Origin of the sequence: Ligilactobacillus animalis KCTC 3501 = DSM 20602, from assembly GCF_001434535.1 — a bacterium.
GTDB lineage: Bacteria > Bacillota > Bacilli > Lactobacillales > Lactobacillaceae > Ligilactobacillus > Ligilactobacillus animalis.
The window spans coordinates 42,103-65,825 of record NZ_AYYW01000037.1 but is presented as its reverse complement, the minus strand read 5'-3'; the positions used below and the strand labels follow the sequence as shown (position 1 = coordinate 65,825).

Here is a 23,723-nt window from a genome sequence, read left to right as displayed (position 1 = left end):
CAATTTGATCGTGGCCTCTTTTTATTGAAAACTAATTGACATTTAATAATACAACCCTTATTATAAAGTAATTAATATTATGCAAAGAGGTATCTTATCTATGAGTATTAAGGAACGCGTCTTCAAGAAAGAAAGTTTAGATCGTTATTTGTCTGAAGACCGCAAGTTTAACAAAACGCTTAGTGCTAAAGATCTTATCTCAATGGGGATCGGAGCCGTGATCGGTACGGGGATCTTCATCTTGCCTGGGACTGTTGCAGCCCTTCACAGTGGACCAGCGATCACGATCTCCTTTGTGATCGCAGCGCTCGTTTGTTCAACTGCTGCAATGTGTTACGCTGAATTTTCTTCTGCTTTACCGATCGCCGGCAGTGCCTATTCATTTGGTAATGTCGTCTTCGGTGAAATCGTCGGTTGGTTTTTAGGCTGGGCTTTGATCTTAGAGTATATGCTGTCTGTTGCTGCGGTCTCGACTGGTTTTTCCGCCTATTTCAATTCCCTATTAGCCGGCTTGGGGATCCACTTGCCGAAAGCGATCACGGGGCCTTTTGATCCAGCCAATGGGACTTTTATCAATCTTCCGGCTGTTTTGATCGTTTTATTTATCGCCTATGTACTTTCACGTGGCTTACGGACTTCGATGACGATCAACTCGATCTTTGTGATCATCAAGATCGCTATCATCATCTTATTCCTATTGGTCGGAATGTTTTACGTCAAACCGGCAAACTGGGATCCATTCATGCCATTTGGGACTAAAGGTGTCCTAGTTGGCGCAGCTCAAGTCTTTTTTGCTTATCTTGGCTTTGACGTGGTCGCTTCTTCGGCAGCTGAAGTCAAGGAACCCGCTAAAAATATGCCTCGTGGGATCATTGGAACATTAGCGATCTGTACCTTACTTTATATCTTAGTTTCGATCGTCTTGACCGGGATGATCTCTTATACTAAGTTAAACGTCGCTGATCCCGTTTCCTTTGCGCTTTATGCCGTTAAACAAAATTGGGTCGCAGGGATCATCTCAGTCAGTGCCTTAGCTGGGATGTTCACGATGATGGTAACGATGGTCTACAGTTCTTCACGTTTGATCTACTCGATCGGGCGTGACGGTCTTTTACCTAAGTTCTTAGGTCAGATCAATGAAAAGACTAAAACACCAGAAAAAAGTATGCTCATCGTAACACTCATCATCGCTTTGACCGGTGGCTTCTTCTCCCTCAATCAATTGACAAACTTAGTCAATATTGGGACTTTATTAGCCTTTATGTTCGTCTCACTTGGGGTCTTACCATTGCGTAAACGAAAAGACATTCCAAATAAAGATGGTTTCAAAGTGCCATTTTATCCTGTCTTACCGATCATCTCAGCTATTCTATGTGCCGTGATGTTAGCGCAACTCTCCTTAGAAACTTGGACTGCTGCTTTCGTCTGGTTTGCGATTGGAATGGTCATCTACTTTAGTTATGGTATCAAACACAGTAAGATCAATGAATAAATAACAAGGGACCCACTACGCTCATCGTAGTGGGTCCCTTGTTATTATATTATCCTTTAGCTGCTTTCTTTTGACGCATGATAGCTTGCTTTAACATGAATGGTGCAATGATCGTTGTCAAAATTATCACGATGATCACGCCGGAATAGTATTGGCTCGTCAAAAGTTTGGCGCTATAGCCTACTTGAGCAATGATCAACGCCATTTCCCCCCGTGAGACCATCCCAGCCCCAATGATATCAGCTGAATGCCAGTCCATTCCCAAGGCTTTGGCACCAGCGCCACAACCGATCCATTTGGTCAACAAAGCTAAGATCGTCAATGGAATGATAAATACAAGATCTGATAAGAAACCATCAAAGGTCATATGCAAGCCGATGCTTACGAAAAACATCGGGATAAACACGGCATAGCCGATCGGTTCTACACTTTCTTCGACTTCACGCTTGTAACTAGTTTGAGCTACTGCGACCCCAGCGAAAAATGAACCAACAACGCCACTTAAACCAACTAATTCAGCCAAGTAAGCCATGCCTAAGCAGATCACTAATGACATCAAGATGACCGAAGCGGAGACTGACATCTTTTCACCGATCCGCATCAAAGTTGGGGTCACCCACTTGAAGACCACATAGATCCCTACAAAATACAAGACCTGTAAAGCGATCCCCAAAGCTAGGTTGGACTGAACATGCCCCCCGCCACTCTTAGCCACATCACTGAAGATGCTGACCAAAACGCTTAAAATGATAACGGCTAAAATATCATCGATCACGGCAGCCCCTAAGATCGTTGTCCCTTCCTTTGAATCAAGACGCCGTAATTCTTTGAGGACTTCGACCGAGATGCTGACCGAGGTCGCTGCAAAGGTGACCCCTAAAAAGATCGCCTGCTCATTGTTAAAATCAAATAAACGTCCTAAAACATAGACAAATGCCACTGGGACCACGATCCCACAGACTGCGACTGACATCGATGGCTTAAAATACTTCTTGAGTAAGCCCAGATCACTTTCCAGTCCGGCCATAAACATCAACAAGATAACACCGATCTCGGAAAATGTATGCACAAAATCATTTTCAACGACCCAGCCTAAAACCGCTGGCCCTAAGATGATACCAACTAATAATTGCCCAATTACGGCTGGCATACCGATCCGGCGACTAAAATGCCCAGCTAAAGCCGTTGCTAAAAGCACTAGACATAGGATTCCTAAATGTTCCATTATTATTTTCCCTTCTTCTCTTAAATCTACTAGTAGATATGGTCACATCATATTCGATAAAATTAATTATAACTAAAATTTAACCTTCTATCTACTAAAATACTTATACAACAATTAGAAAAAGAGCCAATATGATTATTACATCGGCTCTTTTTTCAGATTATTAAATTTACCTAAACACTATTTGAGTTCAACATCACGGTACAATAACACCGTCCCATATGGTGAAATGTTCAAGCCCTTGACCCGCGAGTTTAAGAGATAGGTCATAGCACCTTGATAAACAGGTGCAGTGTAGGTGTCATCTTTGATCAAATGCTTTTCAGCATCGATCAACAATTCCCACCGCTTAGCTGGTTGACTTGCGTATTCACCAGCAGCTTGATCAAGATCATTCCAGAATTCTTGATTTTGATAATCAGTATTCAAGTGATATTGACCACCATCGCTGATAAAGTTGACTGGATCAGCATAGTCGGGTTGCCATGTTCCATAAACCACATCATAATTATAAGCCGTCGTGGCTGCCAAACGTGATTTAAGTGGAATGGCGCGTAAGTTGACCTTTAAGCCAGGTAAATTTTGCTCCAATTGACTTTGAAGGTAATTCCCAACTTGTTTAGCTTCATTTGTGTCCGAAGTCAAAACTTCTAGCGTCAATTCATCTTGACCCAACTCTTTTTTAGCTTGTTCCCATTCACTTTGAGCGACTTTCTTGTCATATGGCAATAGATCACCGGCTTGTTTGCGGTATTCTTTACCCGTTTCAGAGTTATACGCAAAGTCAGCTGGTACGATCCCATTTAATGGTGTGCCTGCATTCAAGACGTTTTTCACCAATAACTTCTTGTCAAAGCCTTGAGCGATCGCCTTCCGTGCATGCACATTACCGGTGATATCTCGTTTTGTGTTGAAGCCTAAATAACCGATCAACGGGATCTTCTTAGAATGATAACCCGGGTTATTGGCATATTGTTTAGCAAATTCATTGCCTAAGATCGTGTAATCTAATTTATTGGTTTGGAATAATTTCCCTGCAGTTGACGTATCTTTGACCACTTGGATGTCAGCACGTTTTAATTTTACATTCTTTTTATCCCAATAATTATTGTTTTTTACATAGCTCCAAGTATCATTGGTTCCCTTCCAACCACTGACAACAAATGGCCCATTATAGACAGCTTGGTCGGAAGTCGTGCCATATTTGTCACCATATTTAGTAACAACTTTTTCATTTTTAGGGAAGAATGGTGCACCAGTCAAAAGCTCATCTAAATAGCTGATCGGTGCTTCAAGTTCAACTTGTAAAGTGTAGTCATCTAAAGCTTTGACACCTAATTGATCAGGTTGCATTTCACCCTTGCGGATCGCTTGAGCATTTTTGATCGAATCTAAACGTTGCGAGTTTGGTGAAGCTGTCGCAGGCGCGATCAAATTTTGCCAAGCATAAACATAATCTTTTGCTGTTACAGGATCGCCATTTGACCACTTAGCATCCTTACGCAACTTAAAGGTATACACGTCTTGAGCATCATTATGTGAAACACTTTGAGCACCAGCCAAGACAGGCTTTCCCTTGCTATCAAAGCGATATAAGCCTTCAAAAGCATTATCCATCGCTTCTAAACTGATCATATCACTATATTTAGCTGTATTTAAAGTTGCCATTTGATCACTGACAGCAGTTTTCATGGCTTGTGGATCTGAACTACTTTTACTATTATTACTGTTGCTACAACCGGCTAAGATCCCGCCAGCTAATAAGATCCCTACAAATGCCATGAGATTTCGTTTCTTCATCTCGAATTCATCCCCCTCGTCTAAAGTATCTAACAATATAATTTTGCACTATTTAATTGTATTTGGCAATAATTTTTACTTACAAATAGGAAATGTTTTTTCGAGTATCACCACTAGTATTTCTATGAGTAAACGACTATAATTGACACATCAACTCTACAAGGGGGCTTTTAGCATGAAGATCAACCAATTTGCGCATCTAGCTGCCGATGCAGAAACTAAGGCACGTGAACTCAATCAGATCGGCTTTTTAAACTGCGATGCACAACATAACGATGATCTAAATCATATCTGGATCCAATTTATCCTTGCTTGTTTGCCACATTTAAAAACGCCAGCGGCTAAAAAAGCGTACTTGAGCGATCTTTTGGCAACATCAACACTTGATGTCGTTGAATTCAAGCAAAGTCAAACGGTGGACTTAAAAACTTTTTATTTAGTCGCACTGCAATTACTGGATTTTGAAGCTGATGTGGATTTTGACATCAATGATCCACTTGCTTCAATGGATAAACTCGGACTTTACCATGCACAGCAGCTTGATGATCGCACCAATCTGATCAATGCGCTATATGATCTACTCTGCACCCATACTAAACACGGGCAGACTCTACTTGATCGCCTGGCAGCTTTAGGCTATTTCACAAAATTCTATGATCTACCTGCGATCAAAAAGCCACTGTTCTTTAACGGCAAGGCGCAACCGATCTTTGATACGAATAAGCTGATCCGTGAAGTCGTCTATGTTGAAAGCGATCTTGACACTGATCACGATGGCAAATTGGATCTGTTAAAAGTTGAGATCATTCGACCTAAAGATACGGAATACGGCCTCAAAGTCCCCGTATTATACACAGCTAGCCCCTACAATCAGGGGACTAATGATGTTTTAGGCGAAAAAATGTTGCATCCAGCGACAGAGAAATTAACACATAAAACTCCAACTACAACTAGCTATGCTGATATAAAATTCGAGGCCAAAACACCAAACTTACCAGCTAAGCGTGAAGTCGCTGGACGTTCGACCCGGGCCGAAGAGACTTTTGACCGGGAATTGAGCTACACTCTAAACGACTATTTTTTAGCGCGAGGCTTTGGCGTCGTCTATGCTGCGGGGATCGGGACGCGTGATTCGGAAGGCTTTCGTACCTGTGGCTCACAAGCAGAAACTAGCTCGACCACAGCCGTCATCGAATGGTTGACGGGAAACCGCCGGGCCTTTACCAATCGCAGTGAAAATATCGAGATCAAGGCCTGGTGGTGCAATAAAAAAGTTGCCATGACCGGGAAATCCTATCTTGGAACTTTAGCCACTGCGGCTGCCACAACTGGGATCGAAGGCTTAGAGACGATCATTTCAGAAGCAGCGATCTCCAGTTGGTATGATTATTACCGTGATGGCGGACTAGTCGTTTCACCTGATGGCTATGTTGGTGAAGACGCCGATGTTTTAGCCCAAGAATGCTTTAGCCGGCGCAAAGACCTAGCACAATATCAAAAGATCGCGGCTAAATGGCAAACACAATTGGACTCGATCACTGCTGGGCAAGACCGTCAAACCGGAAATTATAATCGTTTTTGGGATGAGCGTAATTATCTAAATAATGTCGCTAACATCAAATGCGATGTTGTCTTAGTACATGGTTTGAATGACTGGAATGTTAAACCGCGTAACGTCTTTAATCTCTATCAAGCGCTCCAAGAGCTGCCAATCAAGACTAAGTTGATCTTACATCAAGGGAAACATATTTATATCAATAATTTTCAGTCCCTTGATTTTACCGATATGACGAATCTTTGGTTGTCACATAAACTCTATGGGATCGATAATCAAGCTACAACTGTTTTACCTGACGTTTTGATCCAAGATAACGTTAAGCCTGACACTTGGAAAACTTATCCTACTTGGCAAGCAACGACTACAAGTAAACTTTGGCTGACACAAGCCGGGCAACTAGCCGACACCCCTGATACAGGGAGTTTGAGCTTTAACGATCAACTGACACCTAAGGCTTTTGCTGACTATCAAGCTGATCTTGATCTTTGGAAAAATGATCTCGTTAGCTCTGAGGCTTCCCCCCTTGAGCAAGCCCGCTTAAAATTCCAAACAGCTCCCCTCGAGCAACCATTGCTCATCAGTGGTGCGCCTAAGCTCAGTGTGAAAGTGGCGTGCTCGGCTGACTACGGTCTCCTCAGCTTCATGCTCGTTGATCTTGGTAAGGCAAAACGCTTGAATAATATTCCTACTGTGCTTGAGCCTAAGGGGATCTTGGCTGGCTATAATTGGCGGGAAAATGATCTCGTTGAATTTACGCTAGGCAAAGATACGCCCTTTAAACTCATCAGTAAAGGACATATCAACTTACAAAATCGCACCGAACTTTGGCGCAATGATGAGCTTTTAGCTGATAAATTCTATCAGCTTGAAGTGACCCTGCAGCCAACACACTATCAGTTACCAGCTGGAAGGCGCTTAGGACTGATCGTCTATGCTACCGACATGTTTGGTACGCTACGAGGAAATGAAGACATCAGCTATACCTTAGACCTAGCTGACTGCAACTTAGAACTTCCTTACTTCAATAACTAAAAATAACTCCGCCCCATTTTTGAGGCGGAGTTATTTTTAATTAGCGTAATTGATCTGTTGCGTCTCCAATAAGTCATAGCTAGTAAAGGTATGACCATCAAGATCGACTTTGTGCATGTCTAAGGCTGTGATCTGACTGTTTTCATATGTCTTGTAATAAAAGATCCCTTTGTCGGTGTTATAGCAATCAGAATAGATCGTATATTCATATTTGCCATTACCAACATCACAGCAACCCTTTTGTTGTTCAACAGAACCTAAGATGTGGAAATATTGACCAACACTGGAATTTTCATCTGGTTGGCAGACCGAATGAGCTTTCGTAAAGACTGCTTTGACAAAGCGAGAACTTGAAGTTAGATCTCCTGGTAAACCTAGAGTCCCCATGCCACGGCTATAAGTATCCAATTCGACCCCAGGATAAAAAGTATTTTCTGGTGTCTTAGGCGATAATGTCCGATAGTTATTCAAAGTAAATAATTGCTTATCAAAAGTTGGATTATTCGTTAACACACCCACTGGATCATCATAAACCTTTAAGCCATCAGCCATCGGTTCGACCACGATCGACTCTTTTTTATCTGAGATGATCCAATGCAAAGGCGATAATGGCAATTCAGGACTAAAGGCTTCATTTACCAAATTGATATTAGCTAACATTTCACGGGCTTCCGCTACAGTCTTGCATTGACCCAAAATATATGGAATAAATTCAAATGGTGTCACATTATCCATTTCTGGTTCAAATTCACGAAAGACTGCATTACCTTCAAAGTTGAGCCCTGCCATTCCTAAGCCATATTCATTGACTGCATCATAATACAATGGGGTGTCAGCAAAAACCGCAGCCACCCCGATCATTGCATAGTGCTCGCTTAAAGCAGGCAATTTTCTTAAATTAAAAACAAAATTCCGTGGAACAATAACTGCTTTCTCACCATAAGAAAGTTCTAGATCCAAATTTCTCCCAAAATAATGTGAATTAGTCTTAAACGATACTGCAGTACACATAATGTCGACCTCTTTCTATAAATTCTCTAAATTTTTCTCGATCCAACAGACAATATTTTGCAGACCTTGATTGTCTTTTAAATCAGTCAATAAAACTTCAGCTTGATCTTGATCAGCTGCCACTTGTGCTTGTAAGGTAGCCAGATCGATCCGATGGTATGTAGCAAGGTCGATCTTATTGAGTAAGATCAAGCCCCGCAAGTTTGGAAGTCGCGGAGACTTAGCGCTTGCATCTAGTAAATAGATCACAGCATCGGTCTTGATCTTAGCCGGCTGTAGCTCAGGTCGCTCAACAAAAATCAAATCTATTTTACCACTCAGATGCAACAGATTCAATTCATCAACTAGATCCATATCCTCTAAAGTAGTTGGTGGTACATAATTTATCTTCTCTACCGTAAAAACACCATTAGTTAAAGTTGCTATGGTATACCTATGCGCAAGGATCTCGGTCACCCGCTTGATCAACAATGTTTTACCAACATCTTTTGGCCCACAAATGCCTAGCGTTAACGTCTTTGTTTTAGTCATTGGCTGCCTCCATGTTAGATTACGGTCCTTAACCGGTATATATCATGCGAAACCGCTCGATGTTAGACATGAGGATATAAATTGAATGTTCGCACCTATGAAACAACAATTTGAACATCTTGCTAGCTCACTAAATATAACCAAGCTTGTCACTCTTATGCCTTACAAGTAATAATTTACGCCATGTAGGCGATAGCAAATATTCTTTGTTTTTACATATTTACAAAAAAACGTGTTTCTCCTTAAAAACAATGGATTTCTTCCTACTAAAAATTCTTACATGTCAAGTAAAAAAGGCTCATGTTTCTCTTCAAAATCATTTTTAACGCTTTCATAAAGGTTAAAAAAACGCCAAATTATGCAAATTTAAAAAAATCCCCGTTTCACATTTAATTATTAAAAAAATAATCTAAAAGTTATAAATAAAGCCTGTCATTTTTGCGTATTTGTTAATTGTGCGCAACTATAACAGTAATTGGTAAAAAGTTCAGAATTATTATATAATTTGTTTGTTTAAAATTTTTATGATAACTTAAAAAAATTTCGTCAGAGGGGGCTTTATCATGCACAACGAACAACTCTTTGATCATAAAGGGCTGCAGATCTACTCGTTGCTACTATTATTGCATTTACATAATAATCATACCCACAAATCCGAGCTCTGCACCGCGCTTAAGATCACCTCGCCGACATTGAGCCAGTTGACTGAGCAGATCAATGCTTTTGACCCACAACTTCTCACCGTTACTCGGCATGAAGTCATTTTGAATTTGCCTTATAATGGTCAAGCTGTCAATGCTTTAAATGCTCAGATCTTAGCCTCTTCGTTGCGCTTTCAGCTCCTAGATCTTTACTTCAAGTATTCACACTTGACCCGTGAAGAAACCGCCCGGATCTTGAATATCAGTCTGACTTCAACTAACAAACTGATCGGCGAATGCAACGCACTTTTAAGTGAATTTAAGCTTGAACTAAAACAAAATATGCTCCGTGGATCAGGCATTCAGTTCTTCTATTTTTACTTCAATTTTTATTGGAATAATCATGCTAAAGGGTCTGCGCTTAAAAATGTCGTTATTTCTGATCATGATTTTAAAGAATATGCTCAGCAAAAATTAGGTTCTCAGCTCAACATTATTCAAAATGACCAGATCAGCTTATGGCTCTCCTTGCTCAGCAGTAAGCATGAACTGATCCAAAGTTATTTTAGCCAAGAAGAAACTAAACCTTTGTTCTTTGAGATCAAAGAAACACCCTTATACGAAGCTTTATTAAAGTACTTCAAACAAAATTGGATCTTCTTAGATAAAGAACTCGTTGAATATTATAGTTATTTGACCTTTATTTTCTTAAATACATACAATATCATCAGTTATCCTGTCACTGAGATAAATTCACTATCTAAACACTCAAAGTGCCAACAACTACTAGAACAAGTAACTACGATCCTAACTAATAGTTATAATTTTAATACTGACTTTAATTCTTTGCGCAGTAGTTTATATTTTACGATCAATAAGTTGTTGTTGCTTGAAGGTTACTACTATTCAAATAACAGTCTTAACTTAGAAGCTAAAAAAGAAGTCTCCCAACCGTTTGAAGAGAAAGTGATCGCTGAGATATTAAATATCCCACTCGCTAAACAATTCAGCCTCGAACCACATAAACTTCAAGCGATCCAGGATAATCTAAAAATGATGATCTATCCGCATAAAAATATGAAACGCAACTGTATCAGTATTGGTGTTGTCTCACAACTCACGATCGCGACCCGCTACGCCTACATCAGCTTTTTTGACTGTCATCCGACTAGTTTTGAATTCTTTAGCTAAAGTGTTTTGGTCGGGGAGCATACTCCCTGCTGGATACTTTTCCTCAATGATCTGTGTCTTTATCGTCTCTAAAATGTGTTTATATTTTGGCTCCATGTTCTATTCCCTCGCACCCTAGAATTTGTATTTACTTTAACCATATAATAGCAATACTTATAACTCTATGTAAAGCTATAAGTAGACCTAAAAAAATAACACCCATTAAAAAATGAGTGTTATCTTTGATCAATTTGCAAAATCACTAAATTTTGTTTTTAAAACTACTTTTAGGCCTAAGTAAACAGCTAACAACCCTAGCAACATGTTAAGGACAATATATAACAAACCTACTGCCACCTGCGAAGCATCAAATAAATTGACGATCCCATCAGCAAACGAAGAAAAGGTCGTTAAACCACTACAAAAACCTGTTGAGGCTAGTTTTCCAAATTCAGCTGAAAGCGTCTTTTTAAATAATCCAGCTGAGATCAACCCGATCAAAAAACAACCGCTAACGTTAACGACCAAAATAGCGAAAGCCTCTGAAACACTAGGTCCGATCAAGGTCTCACAAACATAACGCAAGGCTCCACCAAAGAAGCAACCACAGCCAACAAGCAATAATTCTGTTGATTTTTTCATTTTTCCACCTGATCCTTATCTAAAATAGCTTTCCAAGGGCTAGGCCTAAATAGACACAAGCTAAGCACAACACGACACTACCGCACCAATAAAGCACAGCGTGGCCTGTTTTACCTTGTTTGAAGTACTTGAGATTTTCTAATGAAAAGGTCGAAAAAGTCGTTAAACCACCACAAAAGCCACCTGCATGCAATGTATTAGCCATTTGTGAAAGTTCACCCTTTGCCACTAAAGCAGCAAAGATCCCGATCAAAAGCGAGCCTAGTAAGTTGGCAGCCAAGGTACCATAAGGAAGATAAGCTTTAGCATGATTGAACCAATCAGAGAATAAACTCCGCAGACAACCACCAAAAAAAGCTCCTAGTCCAGCAGCACCAAATCCTAACCAAAAAGTTCCTGTCACAATCATTCACTCTTTTCCAATTAATTATCCGCCCGATCATTTTTCCGAAGCTTCAATGGCGCACAGCCCTTGAATTCTTCACGATAAAATTCGATGAATTGATTTTGGATCTGACGATTGGTATAACCATCATATCCCAAGATCCGTAAAACCGCTCCATTTTCTTCCAGTAACGAGATCCCAAATGAAACATCAGATCCAGGAAGCTCGATCACTTCACGAGCTTTCTTCACAAAATCTTGGTCGATATTTTTGTCGATCAAAATAACCCAATTCGGTTAATTCATAGACTTGTGGCGTACACAACAAGTAATCATTATACACTAATTTGCCCGTAACTTTAATCCGTATCCGCATACCAACATCTCGATACTAAAATGATTTCTCATCTGGTGACCAGCCACTAGTCAAACCATCAGTCGGGGTCAACGAAACATTCTCAGCTAGATCAAGCTCCATAAACTGGCGATAGTAGGCATTCTTATACGGAATGACTTCATCCATATTTCCAAAAATGCCCCTGACCGAGTTTGATCTGGGGCTCTTGACACGTTTGGCGTAAATTATCACACTTATACACATAATTTGGTATCTGCTTTATCAAAATGGCATGAGCATCATCTTCAAGTGTGAGCTTTACCTAGTATTACTCACCTTCTGTAAAACCACCAATTGTTGCCCACATTCGTTTGCTTCATAAAAGTAGAAGTTACCAGTTTAAAGCTTTAAAAGTCGATGCTGCTTTGTTGAATGAAACTAAGCAAGTCGCTAAGCTCTTTTGTCTTTCAAGATAGTGATGTGCAACTCTTCAATATGAGCATGCACGAAGAATTAGCTTTTGGTCCCCAGCAATTAGAGTTGATAGACGAGTCGCTTTGTTTTCAGAACAACATCAGATCCAAAAGATAATGACTAAAGTCGAGATCTTAAATGACCCAACAGAACTAGCTCATTTAAGTGTTTTATGATCACAAAAGAGGCCCTACCACGATGCAGATCCGCATCATGGCAGGGCCTCTTGTTATTTATACGGAACTAGCCGTATGTCTCACATTATTTAGTTTCAGCTTCCTTAGCTAAAAGCAAGCAACCTGTGATCCCAGCATCATCACCTAGATCAACGTGTACGATATAATCATCTAGATCCGGTGTTTGAACGTAGTCATTCAACTGTTCAGCAAATGATTTTCTGATCATTGGGAAGAGTTGTTCTTGTTTAGAAACACCACCACCGAAAATGATCTTTTCAGGGGAAAGTGTCAATGTTAGATCTACACAGGCTTGGGCCAAGTAATAAGCCACGATCTCCCAAGCTTTGTCATCTTTAGGGATCTCATAAGCTTTGACGCCACCTTGACGTGCTTCGATCGCTGGACCAGCAGCCAAGCCTTCTAAGCAATCATGGTGGAATGGACAATGACCTTCATAGTGATCTTCTGGGTGACGGCGCATTACGATATGCCCGATCTCAGGATGACCATAGCCTTCGATAACTTTGCCGTTGATCACAACACCACCACCAACGCCAGTTCCGACTGTCAAATAGACACAGCTATCCTTACCTTTAGCTGCCCCGCGTTTTAATTCGCCATAAGCAGCCCCATTAACGTCTGTCGTCCAAGCATAGTCAACGTCAAAACGCTTCTTCATTTCACCTAAGAAATCGTAATCTTTCCAACCTGGCTTAGGTGTGTTGGTGATATAACCATAAGTTTCTGATTTACGGTTAACATCGATCGGACCAAAAGAAGCGATCCCGATCGAAACAACATCATGTTTTTCAAAGAATTTAAAGACATCTGTCATCGTTTCTTCAGGAACAGTCGTTGGGATCGAAACACGTTCTAAAATATTTAAATCTTCATCAGCTACAGCACAAACAAACTTTGTCCCACCAGCTTCAATAGCTCCATATAATTTACTCACTATACTTTCCCTCCAAAATAGTAATCGTTTTCTTATAACTATCTTATCGCAAAGTAAGCGTTATGAAAAGAGAAAAACGCAAAATATGTTAAACGTTTAACAGAAAATTAGCCAGACTGGCTTTTTTTATCTAAATCTGCTAAACTCAGTAACGTTGAAATCGAAATAAGGGACGCAAAATCGCCGGGTTTTGCCAAAAAATAACATATCGGAACTTTCTAACAGGCGATCAATTTTGATAGAGGAAAGTTCAGTTTATGGAGGGATTTTTTTGCAAGATTCTACACCACAGATCCGGCGTGAAGTCGGGCAATATATCATTCGCAATATTTTTGCTTCATCCGGACTGTCACTTTACGTTCTAGTCGATACGGTCTTCATTGCAGCCGCGGGGGGGATGCTCGGCTTAGCAGCTTTGAACATCTCGCTACCCATGTTTAATTTCTTTAACGCACTTGGTCTGTTATTTGGGATCGGTGGTTCAACGATCTACTCGATCCACAAGCTCAAACAACCTGAAAAAGTCGCGACCCTTTTTGGGCAGTTACTCATCTTTTGTTTTGGGCTAGGGAGTTTATTGGCGCTTTTGCTAAATCTCTTCCCGCAGCAGATTTTGACGCTGTTAGGGGCCGATTCGCAGACCATGGGGATCGCACTGGGCTATTTTAGGATAATTTCGCTCGGAGCCCCATTTTTCATGATCAATTACGTCTGTGTCAACTTCATTAGAAATGATGGCAACCCGCAATTGACCATGATCGCAACTTTGACTGCTACATTAGTGGTCGTTTTTTTAGATTGGCTCTTGATCTTTGTTTTCCAGCTACACATGATTGGGGCTGCGATCGCAACGATCTTTTCACCCCTGACTAGCTTAACGATCTTAACATGGCACCGGAAGTATCCCGCACGTAAATTGCAATTAAAATTTGCTCTACCTGAGTTCAAAAATCTCAAACAGGCTGCTAGCCTAGGGATACCGTCCTTTTTAACGGAAATGAGTACAGGGGTCAGTATCTTTGCCTTTAACTGGGTCTTACTCAAACTGAGTGGCAATGCAGCCGTAGCAGCTTACGGTGTCATCGCTAACATTGCGATCGTCGTCTTAGCTCTCTCAAATGGGATCGCACTAGGTGTTCAACCGATCGCTAGTCGTGAATATGGCAAACGCGACCTTAAAAACGTCAAAACTGCGATCAGACTTGGCTTACAGATTGCTCTTGGCCTTTCGTGTATACTGTATTTTATCTTAGTTTTCTTCAAAACACCGATCGTCAGTGTCTTTAACCACGATCACTCCGCACAACTAGCGCAGATCGCAATACATGCTTTGCCACTGTACTTTATCAGTGTCTTCTTTGCTAGCCAAAATCTCGTGATCATGTTATCACTGGTCGCAATCGAAAAAGCTAAATCAGCCTTTACCCTCTCATTACTGCGGGGCTATTTTATTTTGATCAGTGCTGTTTTTATCTTTGCAGCACTCTTTGGCCTAAATGGTGTTTGGCTCAGCGTACCCTTTACTGAAGCGTGCGTCTGTGCTCTAGGCCTGTACTTTTTAACTAATGCTTTAAAAAATATTGATCAGAGGTGACCTCTTTGAAAATCAAACGTTTAGATCATATCGTTTTAACGGTCAGCGATCTGGCCCGGGCAACTCGCTTTTACCACGAAGTTTTTGATATGCCCATCTTAGAAGAAACAGAAACCGTAGCAACTTTGCGCTGTGGACATCAACTGCTGAAACTCCAGACCACTACACGTAAAGATGCTTTGATCGCCAAAACGCCCACAGTCGGCAGTGCTGACTTATGCTTAGTCACAGGCGATGACCTCGACGATGATATCAACCATCTCAAAAGTTATTTTGTCGATATCATTGCCGGACCCCTCACTAAAACTGGGGCTAACGGAAAGATGACTTCGATCTACATCAACGATCCCGATGGTAATTTGATCGAGATCTCAGAATACTAAAAAAATCGGCGCTGATCATTTCAGATCAGACGCCGATTTTTATTTTGATTATTTATCTTCTTTTTTGCGCTTAGTTGTAACAAATCCCAATAGACCCGCTAAAGTAGCTAACATAGCTCCCACAAAGGTCGTTTTTTCAGTCGCAGCATCGCCAGTTTGTGGCAATTCTGTGACAGTTTGACCTTCCTTAATTGGCGCAGTCTTTTCTTTGTCCACTGAAGAAGTTTGTGTTGTTGTTACTTGTTTTGGTGGCTCATTTTGTTCTTCTTGCTTTTCATCAGACCCGATACCTGGCTCTTTATCCACCGTCTCAGTTGGTCTCTCTGGTTCAGGCGTTTCATCGACTGCTGGTTTTTCATCCAACATATAGTAAACGGTTTGGCTTTGGTTTTCCATCGTTGGCGTTAAGATCCGTTCAGCGATCATTGTCTTATCTGGAGTATAGCCTGAGATCTCAGGGACTTGACTTGCCTCGATCACACCATCTCCACTCCAAGTCGTTTCGATGATATCACCTGTCACCGCATCGACCGTGTAAAGTGGCACAAAGGTCTTCGTCACGACAACTGCTGGGCTCACAGGCTGACCTTGCTTAGGTCCATTTCCGTAAATGTAGTTGATCGTATCGGTTATGATCACTGGAACACCAGTCACTTGTTGCATTTTATGCGTCAAGTAAACGTAGTAGTGTTGGTCAGTTTCACGATCAGCATCAAATACGCCTGCACTTGCTTCTGGTTGAGCTTTTACTAACTCATAACCGGCTTGTGCATAATTCCAGAGTACATTGTCATAGCTTTCATCAGTAGTTCCCGTGAGTGTTTGAGTCTGAGCTAGCAATTCACGTTCTTGATCACCATAGACATCAATATAATGGACTTTAACGACCTGTGAATCGGCGGTATATGACACGATCAGCGTTTGATCAGGTGTCGTATGCGTGATACTTTGGCTGGCCATTGCCTCTTTATCAGCACTGTACCCAGCGATCCGTGGACTTGTGATCGCAGTAGTCATCTGAGCCGGGCTCCAAGCAATCGCTAAGACTTCACCTGTCACTGCATCAAGCGTTTCAGTTGCAGTAAAGATGTAAGTTTGCACCACAGCCTGAGTCACTGGTTGGCCTTGCTTAGGCCCATTGCCATAGATATATTCTACTGTCTGCGTTACGGTCTTAGTCTGACCAGCAACTTGCTTAGTATCGTGAGTCAGGTAAACATAGTAGTTTTGTTCGACTTCAGGATCTTCATCAAAGTTCCCTGTACTTGCTTCTGGTTGAGCTTGAACTAGCTTGTAACCAGCTTGCGCGTAGTCCCACAAAGTATTGGTATACGTCGAACCGGCTGCCCCAGCAAAGTTTTGCATTTGAGCCGTGAGTTCCTTACCTGCACTTAGATCAGTTTCAGTCCCGTAAACATCAACATAGTGAACTTTTACACGCTGCTCACCCGCCCGTATAAGTCACAACTGTTGTCAGTGGTGCTGAAGCATGCGTAATGTTTTGCCCGGATACTTCGGCTACATTTGGAATATAACCGGTGATATTTGGACTTGGTACGGTGGCTGTCATTTGGGCCGCACTCCAAGTCGTTTGGATAACTTCGCCAGTCACGACATCGATCGTATCGACCGCAGTGAAGTTGTAGTCTTTAGTCACCGTCTCTGCCACTGGTTGGCCTTGCTTAGGTCCATTGCCATAGATATATTCCACCGTCTGCGTTACGGTCTTAGTTGGACCGGCAACTTGTTTAGTAGCATGAGTCAAGTGAACATAGTAGTTTTGTTCAGCTTCTGGATCTTCATCAAAGTTCCCCGCACTTGCTTCTGGTTGGGCTTGAACTAGCTTGTAACCGGCTTGTTCGTAGTTCCACAAGACATTGGTGTACGTTGAACCAGCCGCCCCAGTCAAGGTCTGCATATGATCTGTGAGTTCTTTACCAGTAGTTAGATCAGTCTCATTCCCATAAACATCAACATAGTGTACCTTGACTAGCTGTTCCCCAGCCGTATAAATGACCGTCTCTTCTAACCCGACCGAATCTGCCATCACTTCTTGGCTAGCGATCGTGGCTTTATCAAAGATATAACCTGTGATCACTGGACTCACAACAGCATCTGTCAATCGGGCGGGACTCCAAACGGTCGCCAAGGTCTCACCAGTTACCGCATCAACTGTATCAACTGACGTAAAGCTGTAGTCTTTGTGCACTTGAGAAGCTGCAGTTTGTCCTTGTTTTGGACCATTACCGTAGAGATAATTTATAGTTTGAGTTACCGTCTTGCTCTTACCAGCAACTTGTTTGGTTCCATGTGCTAAATGGAGCGTTACATTTTGATCGACCGCATCGTCAGCATCAAAATTAGCTGGTAAACTTTCGGAACTTACAAGCACATATCCTTGAGCTTCGTACGCTTCAATGATATCGCGGTATTTATCCGTAACAGCGTTCGGGATAACACTTGTACTATCGCCACTTGCCAAAAGCTGCTTATCAACTAAAACTTCACCGGTAGTATCGTCGATCACCGTGTAGGTCAAACGTTGCTCGTTAGCTTCGTAGTAGACCGTCACTGTGCTATCTGCGGAACTTGGATCGACGGTCAGCGCTTCGATCATCGCTTTATCTGCCGTGTAACCTGTGATCGTTGGGCTGGTGACCGCGCTAAATTCGGCGGTCGCTGGTGCCCAAACTGGTTCACCGACATTTTGTTTTGTCACTTGATCGACCGTATGCGTTGGGACAAATGTGAGTGAGCTTTGTTGGCTTGGACTTGCGATCTGCTCAGCTTTAGGACCGGTCTTGTAAACATAATTGATCGTTTGGCCAACTGTCACTGGAGTTCCTTGAACTTGTTCCATTCTATGCGTCAAGTAAACATAGTAGCTTTGTTCAGTATCAGGATCTTCATCAAAGGTCCCTGCACTGGCCTCTGGTTGCGCTTGGAATAACTCATAGCCAGCCGCTGCATGATCCCATAAAGTATTGGTATAATTTGCACCTGCTTCACCCGTGATCGTTTGCATTTGCGCAGTGAGCTCTTTACCAGCAGTCAGATCAGACTCTGTTCCGTAAACATCGATATAATGCACTTTGACTGTCTGCTCGCCCGCCGTGTAAGTCACGACTGTCGTCAACGACGCCGAATCATGCGTGATCTCTTGACTTGAAACTTCAGCGATATCAGGCGTATAACCTGTGATACTTGGACTTGTGACTGGTGTAGTCATTTGCCCATCACTCCAGACAGTCGTAAGGACTGCGCTGGTCACAGCATCTATGGTATCAACTGAAGTGAAAGTATAGTCTTTAGTCACTGTTTCAGCTGCTGTTTGACCTTTTTTAGGACCATTACCGTAGACATAAGTGATCGTTTCCGTTACGACCTTACTTGCCCCGGCTTGTGTTCTTGTCCCATGCGTGAGATGCAAAGTGACTAATTGATCTTTAGCCGGATCATTATCATAGTTAGTTGGCAATTCAACTGGTTCCACGAGCTCATAACCTTTATCGAGATACTGTTTGATCAAAGCTTGATAGTCATTGAGCGTTTGGTCGCTGACTTTTGCCCCAGCTAGTCCTTGACCTAACAACTTATTTGTGCGGAGCTCTGTTTTAGTAGTATCATCAATGATCGTTATGCGTAAAGCTTGGATATCTTCAACATAGTTCACTTGATAAACTTAGATCGCCTGATCAGTATTTCCCAGGTTATCAGTATTATCAAATGTCAATTTAGCAGCCAAGGCTTCTGCCATATTGGCATAGGTCTTTCCATCTGGAGCGACTACCGTGTAACGATAACCAGCCCGTTCAAATAACGTATCGGAAAGCACTGGAGCTCCTGTTTGATCATAGAACATCAAGCCAGCAGTCTGACCATCATTGAAATACGGAGCTGTCGTAGAAGCTTTTTCAACAGTCTCTGGGACCTGTTTTTGTGGATCATTAGTACTGATCACCACTGCTTTTTGGAAATCAGCGGTATATTTGACGATGAAGTTTTGCGTTGCAACTTGCCCATCGGTCTTATCATCAAAAACTCCCCAAACATCCAAAGCTTCTGCTAAACTAGTATATTCCTTGTTGCTCAATAAAGTACCATTTTGATCAACAACCGTGATCTTGTAGGTATAGCCCGGCTTTTTCAACTGAGCATCCGTCACTGTAAATTGGATCTCACTGACCCCAGTTGGTGTTTGACTACCGTTATTTGCTTGCGGATCACCAGTGGCTTGGTCAAGTAATTTACCTTTGAGCGAATCTTCAAACAAGCGAGCCTGTTCGACTTGATAGACCCGAGTGATCACAGTTGATCCATCGGCTTTAAAGACCGTACTTGAATATTGATTTTCAACGAATTTATAACCTGTGATCGTTGGTAGTGTTGGTAATTTCAACGCTTGCCCTGATGCACCTAAAAGATAATTATTTTCTAGTTCATATTCACCAGTCGTCTCATTTAGCGTAGCTTTTCTTACTAGATCAGGGTAGCCATTGATCAAATTGCCATTTTGATCAACATGCTTGATAGTCGCATAGGCCCCATAGGCATACGTGATCGTACCGATGACTAGTGCCTTTTGACCAGTGTAACCACCTACTTGACGCAAGGAGACTTTCTTGCCCATATTCGTTTCACTAGTTGGTGAATAAGCTTGGAAATGATAAATGATCTTATTACCCATACTCAAAGTTGGGATATCCATCACTAACGCTTTGATCGTACTCCAGTCAGTAACTTGATCAGCAGTCAACAACTCACTTGGGACTGGCTGTCCACTCTTCCAAGTCGTGCCATCTTCAAATATCAAGGTCGTACCATCTGTGCTTAAAACCGCAGCTTTAGTTGAATAATAAAGTGTATGCGCATCATGCAAATGATTATTCGTCGTGTCCTTAGCAAGTTCACCTGCCGCACTGAGGTTGAGTGTAAATTCTTGTACGGCACTTGGAATATTGCCATCAGTGATCCCTGCTTGAGGGAGATTCATGACTGAGATCACATTTTGCAATGGGGTCGCTAAGTTGTTGACTATCCCCATTTGTAGGGTCTGGAGCCCTTTTAGCTGCCCGTCTTTTGTCAGGTAGTCTTTAGCTGGATAATTGAGCCCCTTTTCCGACAACGCATAATTTCCCGTACCCATGATCAATGGAGCCGGCTTGATCTCTTCGGTAGTAACGATCTTAAAATAGACCCTATCATTTGGATCATTGACCAAGGTCGTTTGTGCAACTGAGCCATCATCAAACGTGATCTGGGTCTTTAAGCGTGGCGCTAATTCTGTATTGCTCGTATCGCCACCGAGTTGGATCCAACTGGTATTATTAACGTTATTGACATTAGCTTTATAGACTTGAAGCCCTTCTGTTGACACACCTAATTTTTTAGCTGATCAGCTGTATATAGATCACTCTCTCCACCATTTTTCTTATAAACATAGAGATCCTGTTTCGATAAGCCCGTATCAAAACCATTGACCGCATCAGAAACAACCTGCAAGTTGAACAGCACCCGCATCTTTGGTTTTAGTTCAAAGCCAGTTCCCGTCCAATCCAAGACCATCACTGTCTTACCATCAGCATTTTGTTTTTGGGTGATCTTTGGTTGTGGGGCAACTTGATTTTTATCGAATGTTACCTGATAAAATTGGTCGCTATTTTTAAAATTCGTCAAAGTCGTTTGATCTGGGAGCGTCAAATACACGATTGGTTCTTTGATCGTTCCATATTCGACCGCTAAAGCATGTCCTGGAAGGTCAGTCGTCGTTTTATTGCCCTTACCAGTTAAAACGCCTCCAGCATCTAAGTTTTTTCCGGTACCGGATTTAGAGACTGTCCCTAGTGTTTCTAACCCTAACGTAAAGGTATCACCTGGTTTATAGGTCGTTGGCTCTTTGTTTCCAAGGTATGATTCCGGTCCACCATAGCCCTGAACTGGTAATTTCAACGGTTCTGAAACTTCTACTTGGAAATTAGTCGTTAAGCGTTTATTCTCGGATTCGACCTGGATCTTTGACTTATAGGTCTGCCCCAATTGAGCTTTTGAATTTAGATGGCCCAAAATATTGATCAACCCGGAATTGATATCGTTTAAAGCTTCACGATTTGTAGTCCCATTGATCGAATTTTGGTAAGCATTGGCATAATATTTAGCATCTGGCGTTACATCATAAGCTACGATCCTAACGCCCGCTGCTAATTTTTTACCTGTTCTAAATTCACCAAAATGATCGATCTGGCCTGTCAACGGATCGTAATTTTCCCCCGCTTGGAGACGTTGGGTGATCTTTGTTCCATCCGAACCAGTAACTACGACCGTATAGCCACTTTGCGCTGGATTATAGGACTTAAAATCAGCATGATCATCAGTCACGTTGTTGAGCGGCAAAGTGATCCCTGTCGTTGTGATCTCCTCTGGAAATTCAAAATGATATGTCGGGGTAAACTCAGTCAAACCATTAGCCAGCAACCCAACTGCGTATAACACAGGTGCTGAGCTATCGCCATTGGCTAAGACTGGACGTTTGACTGGGTCGATATTGCCTTCACTCGTACCCGTATCAGTTTTGACACTATTATAGTCAGAAACAAGCGTCACATCTACGTTGCTACTTTGTTCACTGTTTGAATAGTGAATGATGACTCCATAATTTTCATGCACTGTCGGGTCTTCTTTTGGTAAGACTTTTTGGGCAAAGCCACGTGCTTCAGGTGAGATCGCACTCGGATCCAAAGCTTCACCAGTATCGATATTTACTGCTCCAAAGTAGTGTTTCTTACCATCTCCCAAGTCGACCCAACCAGAAGGTGCTTCACTTTGGCCCGAAGTTTGGGTACTCGTATAACGCCCGATAAATGACAATTTAGCACTGTTATTTGTAAATACGATCGGGGAAGTAGTCGTCATAATGATCGGCGTTCCGGCTCCACCAGGCTGACTGACCTTGAGATTACCGTTTAAAAACGGATCACTAGTATGCATCAAATACTTACTCGTTTCATCTGCATCTAAGATAAAGTTTTCTGGGACAGGGACCTGAACTGTAGCCAAACCACGAACGGCTGGAACAGTTCCAGCGAGCAAGCTATCATTGATGGTCGTGACTTCATAGACATAATTAGTGTCGACTGTCACATTGGTCTTGCCATCGGTCACATAAGCATCTGCTTTAGTCTCTACTTTAGCCCCAGTAACATTTAAACGCTTCTCTAAGATGATCTTGATATTTGAACTAGTTGGCGCCGGGACATCGTTGATCAAGAAACTGATCTGATAATTATCACCACTGACCAAGAGATCATTGTTTAAACTCGAATTTAAATAGGGCTGGTAAGCCTCAGCACTGTTTCTGAGTTCTTCAGTAAAAATATTACTTGATTTAACGGTCTGTTTTACCGTTACATTGGTATTGGCAGCCCCACCGGTTATCGTCCAAGTATATTTGTAGCTTCCATCCCCTAAAGCAGTCTTTTGGGGCGAACCAGTGGCATCTAAATTGGCAGCTAGCCCGAGCTCGCCACCTTTAGCAGCATTAGGTTTTACGATCATACTGAAAGTATCACCATTTTGCCCGGTGTACTCAAAAGTCATCCCGATCTTGCCCGCACTCGAACGGGTATTATCAGTTGTAAATGTATACTCTGTCGAACCATCAGCGGCGGTTTGGGATGACAGATTCCCGCTATTGTCTGCAGTGACCGTATTTACATGGACCGCTCTATCCTCGGTCGCATTAGCTTGGGCAACCGTACTTTCAGCTGCTACTTTACGAAAACCAGAAGTTGCTGGCTGTTCTGCTGGTGTGGCGGTTGGAGTATCTGTTTGCGTGTCAGTTTGCGTAGAGTCTGCTTCAGTCGCTGTATCGGTTGACGTTTGCGGCGTCACTTCAGCTTCTGGAGCCGTGGTTGCTTGTGCTTGGGTTTGCGCACTTTCGACTGGTGTTTCTGCTGATCCTAAAGTCTCAGACTCAGCTTCGGGTGGCTTAGCTTCAGGGGTCGCATGGACCGAGGTCGTATCCCCTAAAGTCAAAGCCGTCGTTTCATCTGCCAAAGCTGGCATCTGCATTAAAATAGCCGAGCTAAACATCGTTATTCCGGCTACGACCCAAGTTTTTTTACGTTTGTAGAGTTTATATCGTCGCTTTTCTTCGGTAGTATATTTTTTTAAGTGTATATTTTTCACTTTGATCACTCCCTTGGATTAAAATCGCAGTTTCTTGGTGAACTTTTATAAAATATCTAAAAGATATCATTTAATTGTAATGATGATACAAAGATTGATCTTATGCCAAATGAATTGGATCGAACCATTTC

The 23,723-nt window shown here is 42.0% G+C and carries 19 protein-coding genes; 5 read left to right on the top strand and 14 right to left on the bottom strand.

Annotation, left to right across the window (positions count from 1 at the left end; translation table 11 throughout):
* Nucleotides 1-100: 100 nt before the first annotated feature.
* The gene (locus FC30_RS06725) at nt 101-1,492 is read left to right on the top strand and encodes an APC family permease (protein WP_010690301.1); all 1,392 of its coding nucleotides are present in this window, start codon (nt 101-103) and stop codon (nt 1,490-1,492) included.
* 49 nt (nt 1,493-1,541) lie between these two features.
* Here the strand turns inward: FC30_RS06725 and FC30_RS06720 are convergent, their stop codons facing one another.
* Both FC30_RS06720 and FC30_RS06715 read right to left on the bottom strand, forming a co-directional pair.
* Entirely contained in the window at nt 1,542-2,717 is a 1,176-nt protein-coding gene (locus FC30_RS06720) for a cation:proton antiporter (RefSeq protein ID WP_035446827.1), read from the bottom strand.
* A 180-nt stretch (nt 2,718-2,897) separates the two neighbouring features.
* Nucleotides 2,898-4,517, bottom strand: coding sequence for a peptide ABC transporter substrate-binding protein (locus FC30_RS06715; protein ID WP_010690297.1), 1,620 nt, complete (start codon nt 4,515-4,517; stop codon nt 2,898-2,900).
* Between the two features lie 175 nt (nt 4,518-4,692).
* Between FC30_RS06715 and FC30_RS06710 the strand changes: the two genes are divergently transcribed.
* On the top strand, nt 4,693-7,107 hold the full coding sequence (locus FC30_RS06710; RefSeq protein ID WP_010690296.1) for a Xaa-Pro dipeptidyl-peptidase: 2,415 nt from the start codon (nt 4,693-4,695) through the stop codon (nt 7,105-7,107).
* Nucleotides 7,108-7,143: 36 nt separating this feature from the next.
* Here FC30_RS06710 and bsh read toward each other — a convergent pair whose 3' ends face one another.
* Both bsh and FC30_RS06700 read right to left on the bottom strand, forming a co-directional pair.
* Nucleotides 7,144-8,118, bottom strand: a complete 975-nt coding sequence (bsh, locus tag FC30_RS06705; RefSeq protein ID WP_010690294.1) for a choloylglycine hydrolase — start codon at nt 8,116-8,118, stop codon at nt 7,144-7,146.
* 15 nt (nt 8,119-8,133) lie between these two features.
* Entirely contained in the window at nt 8,134-8,649 is a 516-nt protein-coding gene (locus tag FC30_RS06700; protein WP_010690292.1) for a P-loop NTPase family protein, read from the bottom strand.
* A gap of 563 nt (nt 8,650-9,212) precedes the next feature.
* On the opposite strand from FC30_RS06700, the gene FC30_RS06695 reads away from it, so the two are divergent.
* A complete protein-coding gene (locus FC30_RS06695) occupies nt 9,213-10,481 on the top strand; it encodes a helix-turn-helix domain-containing protein (RefSeq protein WP_235804185.1) in 1,269 nt (422 codons plus the stop codon).
* Here the strand turns inward: FC30_RS06695 and FC30_RS09360 are convergent.
* The 6 genes from FC30_RS09360 to FC30_RS06675 form a co-directional block, all read right to left on the bottom strand.
* Nucleotides 10,401-10,577: a GntR family transcriptional regulator gene (locus FC30_RS09360; protein WP_235804184.1), complete on the bottom strand. Its 177-nt coding sequence runs from the start codon at nt 10,575-10,577 to the stop codon at nt 10,401-10,403. The two genes, FC30_RS06695 and FC30_RS09360, sit on opposite strands and share 81 nt — an antisense overlap.
* 129 nt (nt 10,578-10,706) lie before the next feature.
* The gene (locus tag FC30_RS06690) at nt 10,707-11,102 is read right to left on the bottom strand and encodes a fluoride efflux transporter FluC (protein ID WP_010690288.1); all 396 of its coding nucleotides are present in this window, start codon (nt 11,100-11,102) and stop codon (nt 10,707-10,709) included.
* 19 nt (nt 11,103-11,121) lie between these two features.
* On the bottom strand, nt 11,122-11,511 hold the full coding sequence (crcB, locus tag FC30_RS06685; RefSeq protein WP_225362229.1) for a fluoride efflux transporter CrcB: 390 nt from the start codon (nt 11,509-11,511) through the stop codon (nt 11,122-11,124).
* Between the two features lie 14 nt (nt 11,512-11,525).
* Nucleotides 11,526-11,768, bottom strand: a complete 243-nt coding sequence (locus FC30_RS06680; protein WP_010690283.1) for an urease accessory protein — start codon at nt 11,766-11,768, stop codon at nt 11,526-11,528.
* 109 nt (nt 11,769-11,877) lie between these two features.
* On the bottom strand, nt 11,878-12,009 hold the full coding sequence (locus FC30_RS09550) for an urease accessory UreD/UreH family protein (protein WP_010690281.1): 132 nt from the start codon (nt 12,007-12,009) through the stop codon (nt 11,878-11,880).
* Between the two features lie 549 nt (nt 12,010-12,558).
* Entirely contained in the window at nt 12,559-13,431 is an 873-nt protein-coding gene (locus tag FC30_RS06675; RefSeq protein ID WP_010690279.1) for an ROK family protein, read from the bottom strand.
* 271 nt (nt 13,432-13,702) lie between these two features.
* Here FC30_RS06675 and FC30_RS06670 point away from each other — a divergent pair, with 271 nt between their 5' ends.
* A complete protein-coding gene (locus FC30_RS06670) occupies nt 13,703-15,025 on the top strand; it encodes an MATE family efflux transporter (RefSeq protein WP_010690278.1) in 1,323 nt (440 codons plus the stop codon).
* 5 nt (nt 15,026-15,030) lie between these two features.
* On the top strand, nt 15,031-15,408 hold the full coding sequence (locus FC30_RS06665) for a VOC family protein (RefSeq protein ID WP_010690277.1): 378 nt from the start codon (nt 15,031-15,033) through the stop codon (nt 15,406-15,408).
* Nucleotides 15,409-15,456: 48 nt separating this feature from the next.
* Here the strand turns inward: FC30_RS06665 and FC30_RS06660 are convergent, their stop codons facing one another.
* Genes FC30_RS06660 through FC30_RS06645 form a run of 4 tightly spaced genes read right to left on the bottom strand, consistent with a single transcriptional unit; the run spans nt 15,457 to nt 23,592 of the window.
* Nucleotides 15,457-16,866 carry a mucin-binding protein gene (locus FC30_RS06660; protein ID WP_235804186.1) on the bottom strand — a complete coding sequence of 470 codons (1,410 nt, stop codon included), beginning with the start codon at nt 16,864-16,866 and terminating at the stop codon, nt 15,457-15,459.
* Entirely contained in the window at nt 16,853-19,081 is a 2,229-nt protein-coding gene (locus FC30_RS06655; protein WP_056938494.1) for a mucin-binding protein, read from the bottom strand. The genes FC30_RS06660 and FC30_RS06655 overlap by 14 nt, the downstream gene beginning before the upstream one ends.
* Before the next feature lie 9 nt (nt 19,082-19,090).
* A complete protein-coding gene (locus FC30_RS06650) occupies nt 19,091-20,785 on the bottom strand; it encodes a hypothetical protein (protein ID WP_010690273.1) in 1,695 nt (564 codons plus the stop codon).
* Nucleotides 20,786-20,787: 2 nt separating this feature from the next.
* A complete protein-coding gene (locus tag FC30_RS06645; RefSeq protein WP_010690272.1) occupies nt 20,788-23,592 on the bottom strand; it encodes a KxYKxGKxW signal peptide domain-containing protein in 2,805 nt (934 codons plus the stop codon).
* Between the last annotated feature and the right edge of the window lie 131 nt (nt 23,593-23,723).

What these genes read in the sequence shown, in the direction of transcription:
- FC30_RS06725 (WP_010690301.1), top strand. Translation starts at nt 101, where the DNA reads ATGAGTATTAAGGAACGCGTCTTCAAGAAAGAAAGTTTAGATCGTTAT.
- FC30_RS06720 (WP_035446827.1), bottom strand. Translation starts at nt 2,717, where the DNA reads ATGGAACATTTAGGAATCCTATGTCTAGTGCTTTTAGCAACGGCTTTA.
- FC30_RS06715 (WP_010690297.1), bottom strand. Translation starts at nt 4,517, where the DNA reads ATGAAGAAACGAAATCTCATGGCATTTGTAGGGATCTTATTAGCTGGC.
- FC30_RS06710 (WP_010690296.1), top strand. Translation starts at nt 4,693, where the DNA reads ATGAAGATCAACCAATTTGCGCATCTAGCTGCCGATGCAGAAACTAAG.
- bsh (WP_010690294.1), bottom strand. Translation starts at nt 8,118, where the DNA reads ATGTGTACTGCAGTATCGTTTAAGACTAATTCACATTATTTTGGGAGA.
- FC30_RS06700 (WP_010690292.1), bottom strand. Translation starts at nt 8,649, where the DNA reads ATGACTAAAACAAAGACGTTAACGCTAGGCATTTGTGGGCCAAAAGAT.
- FC30_RS06695 (WP_235804185.1), top strand. Translation starts at nt 9,213, where the DNA reads ATGCACAACGAACAACTCTTTGATCATAAAGGGCTGCAGATCTACTCG.
- FC30_RS09360 (WP_235804184.1), bottom strand. Translation starts at nt 10,577, where the DNA reads ATGGAGCCAAAATATAAACACATTTTAGAGACGATAAAGACACAGATC.
- FC30_RS06690 (WP_010690288.1), bottom strand. Translation starts at nt 11,102, where the DNA reads ATGAAAAAATCAACAGAATTATTGCTTGTTGGCTGTGGTTGCTTCTTT.
- crcB (WP_225362229.1), bottom strand. Translation starts at nt 11,511, where the DNA reads ATGATTGTGACAGGAACTTTTTGGTTAGGATTTGGTGCTGCTGGACTA.
- FC30_RS09550 (WP_010690281.1), bottom strand. Translation starts at nt 12,009, where the DNA reads ATGGATGAAGTCATTCCGTATAAGAATGCCTACTATCGCCAGTTTATG.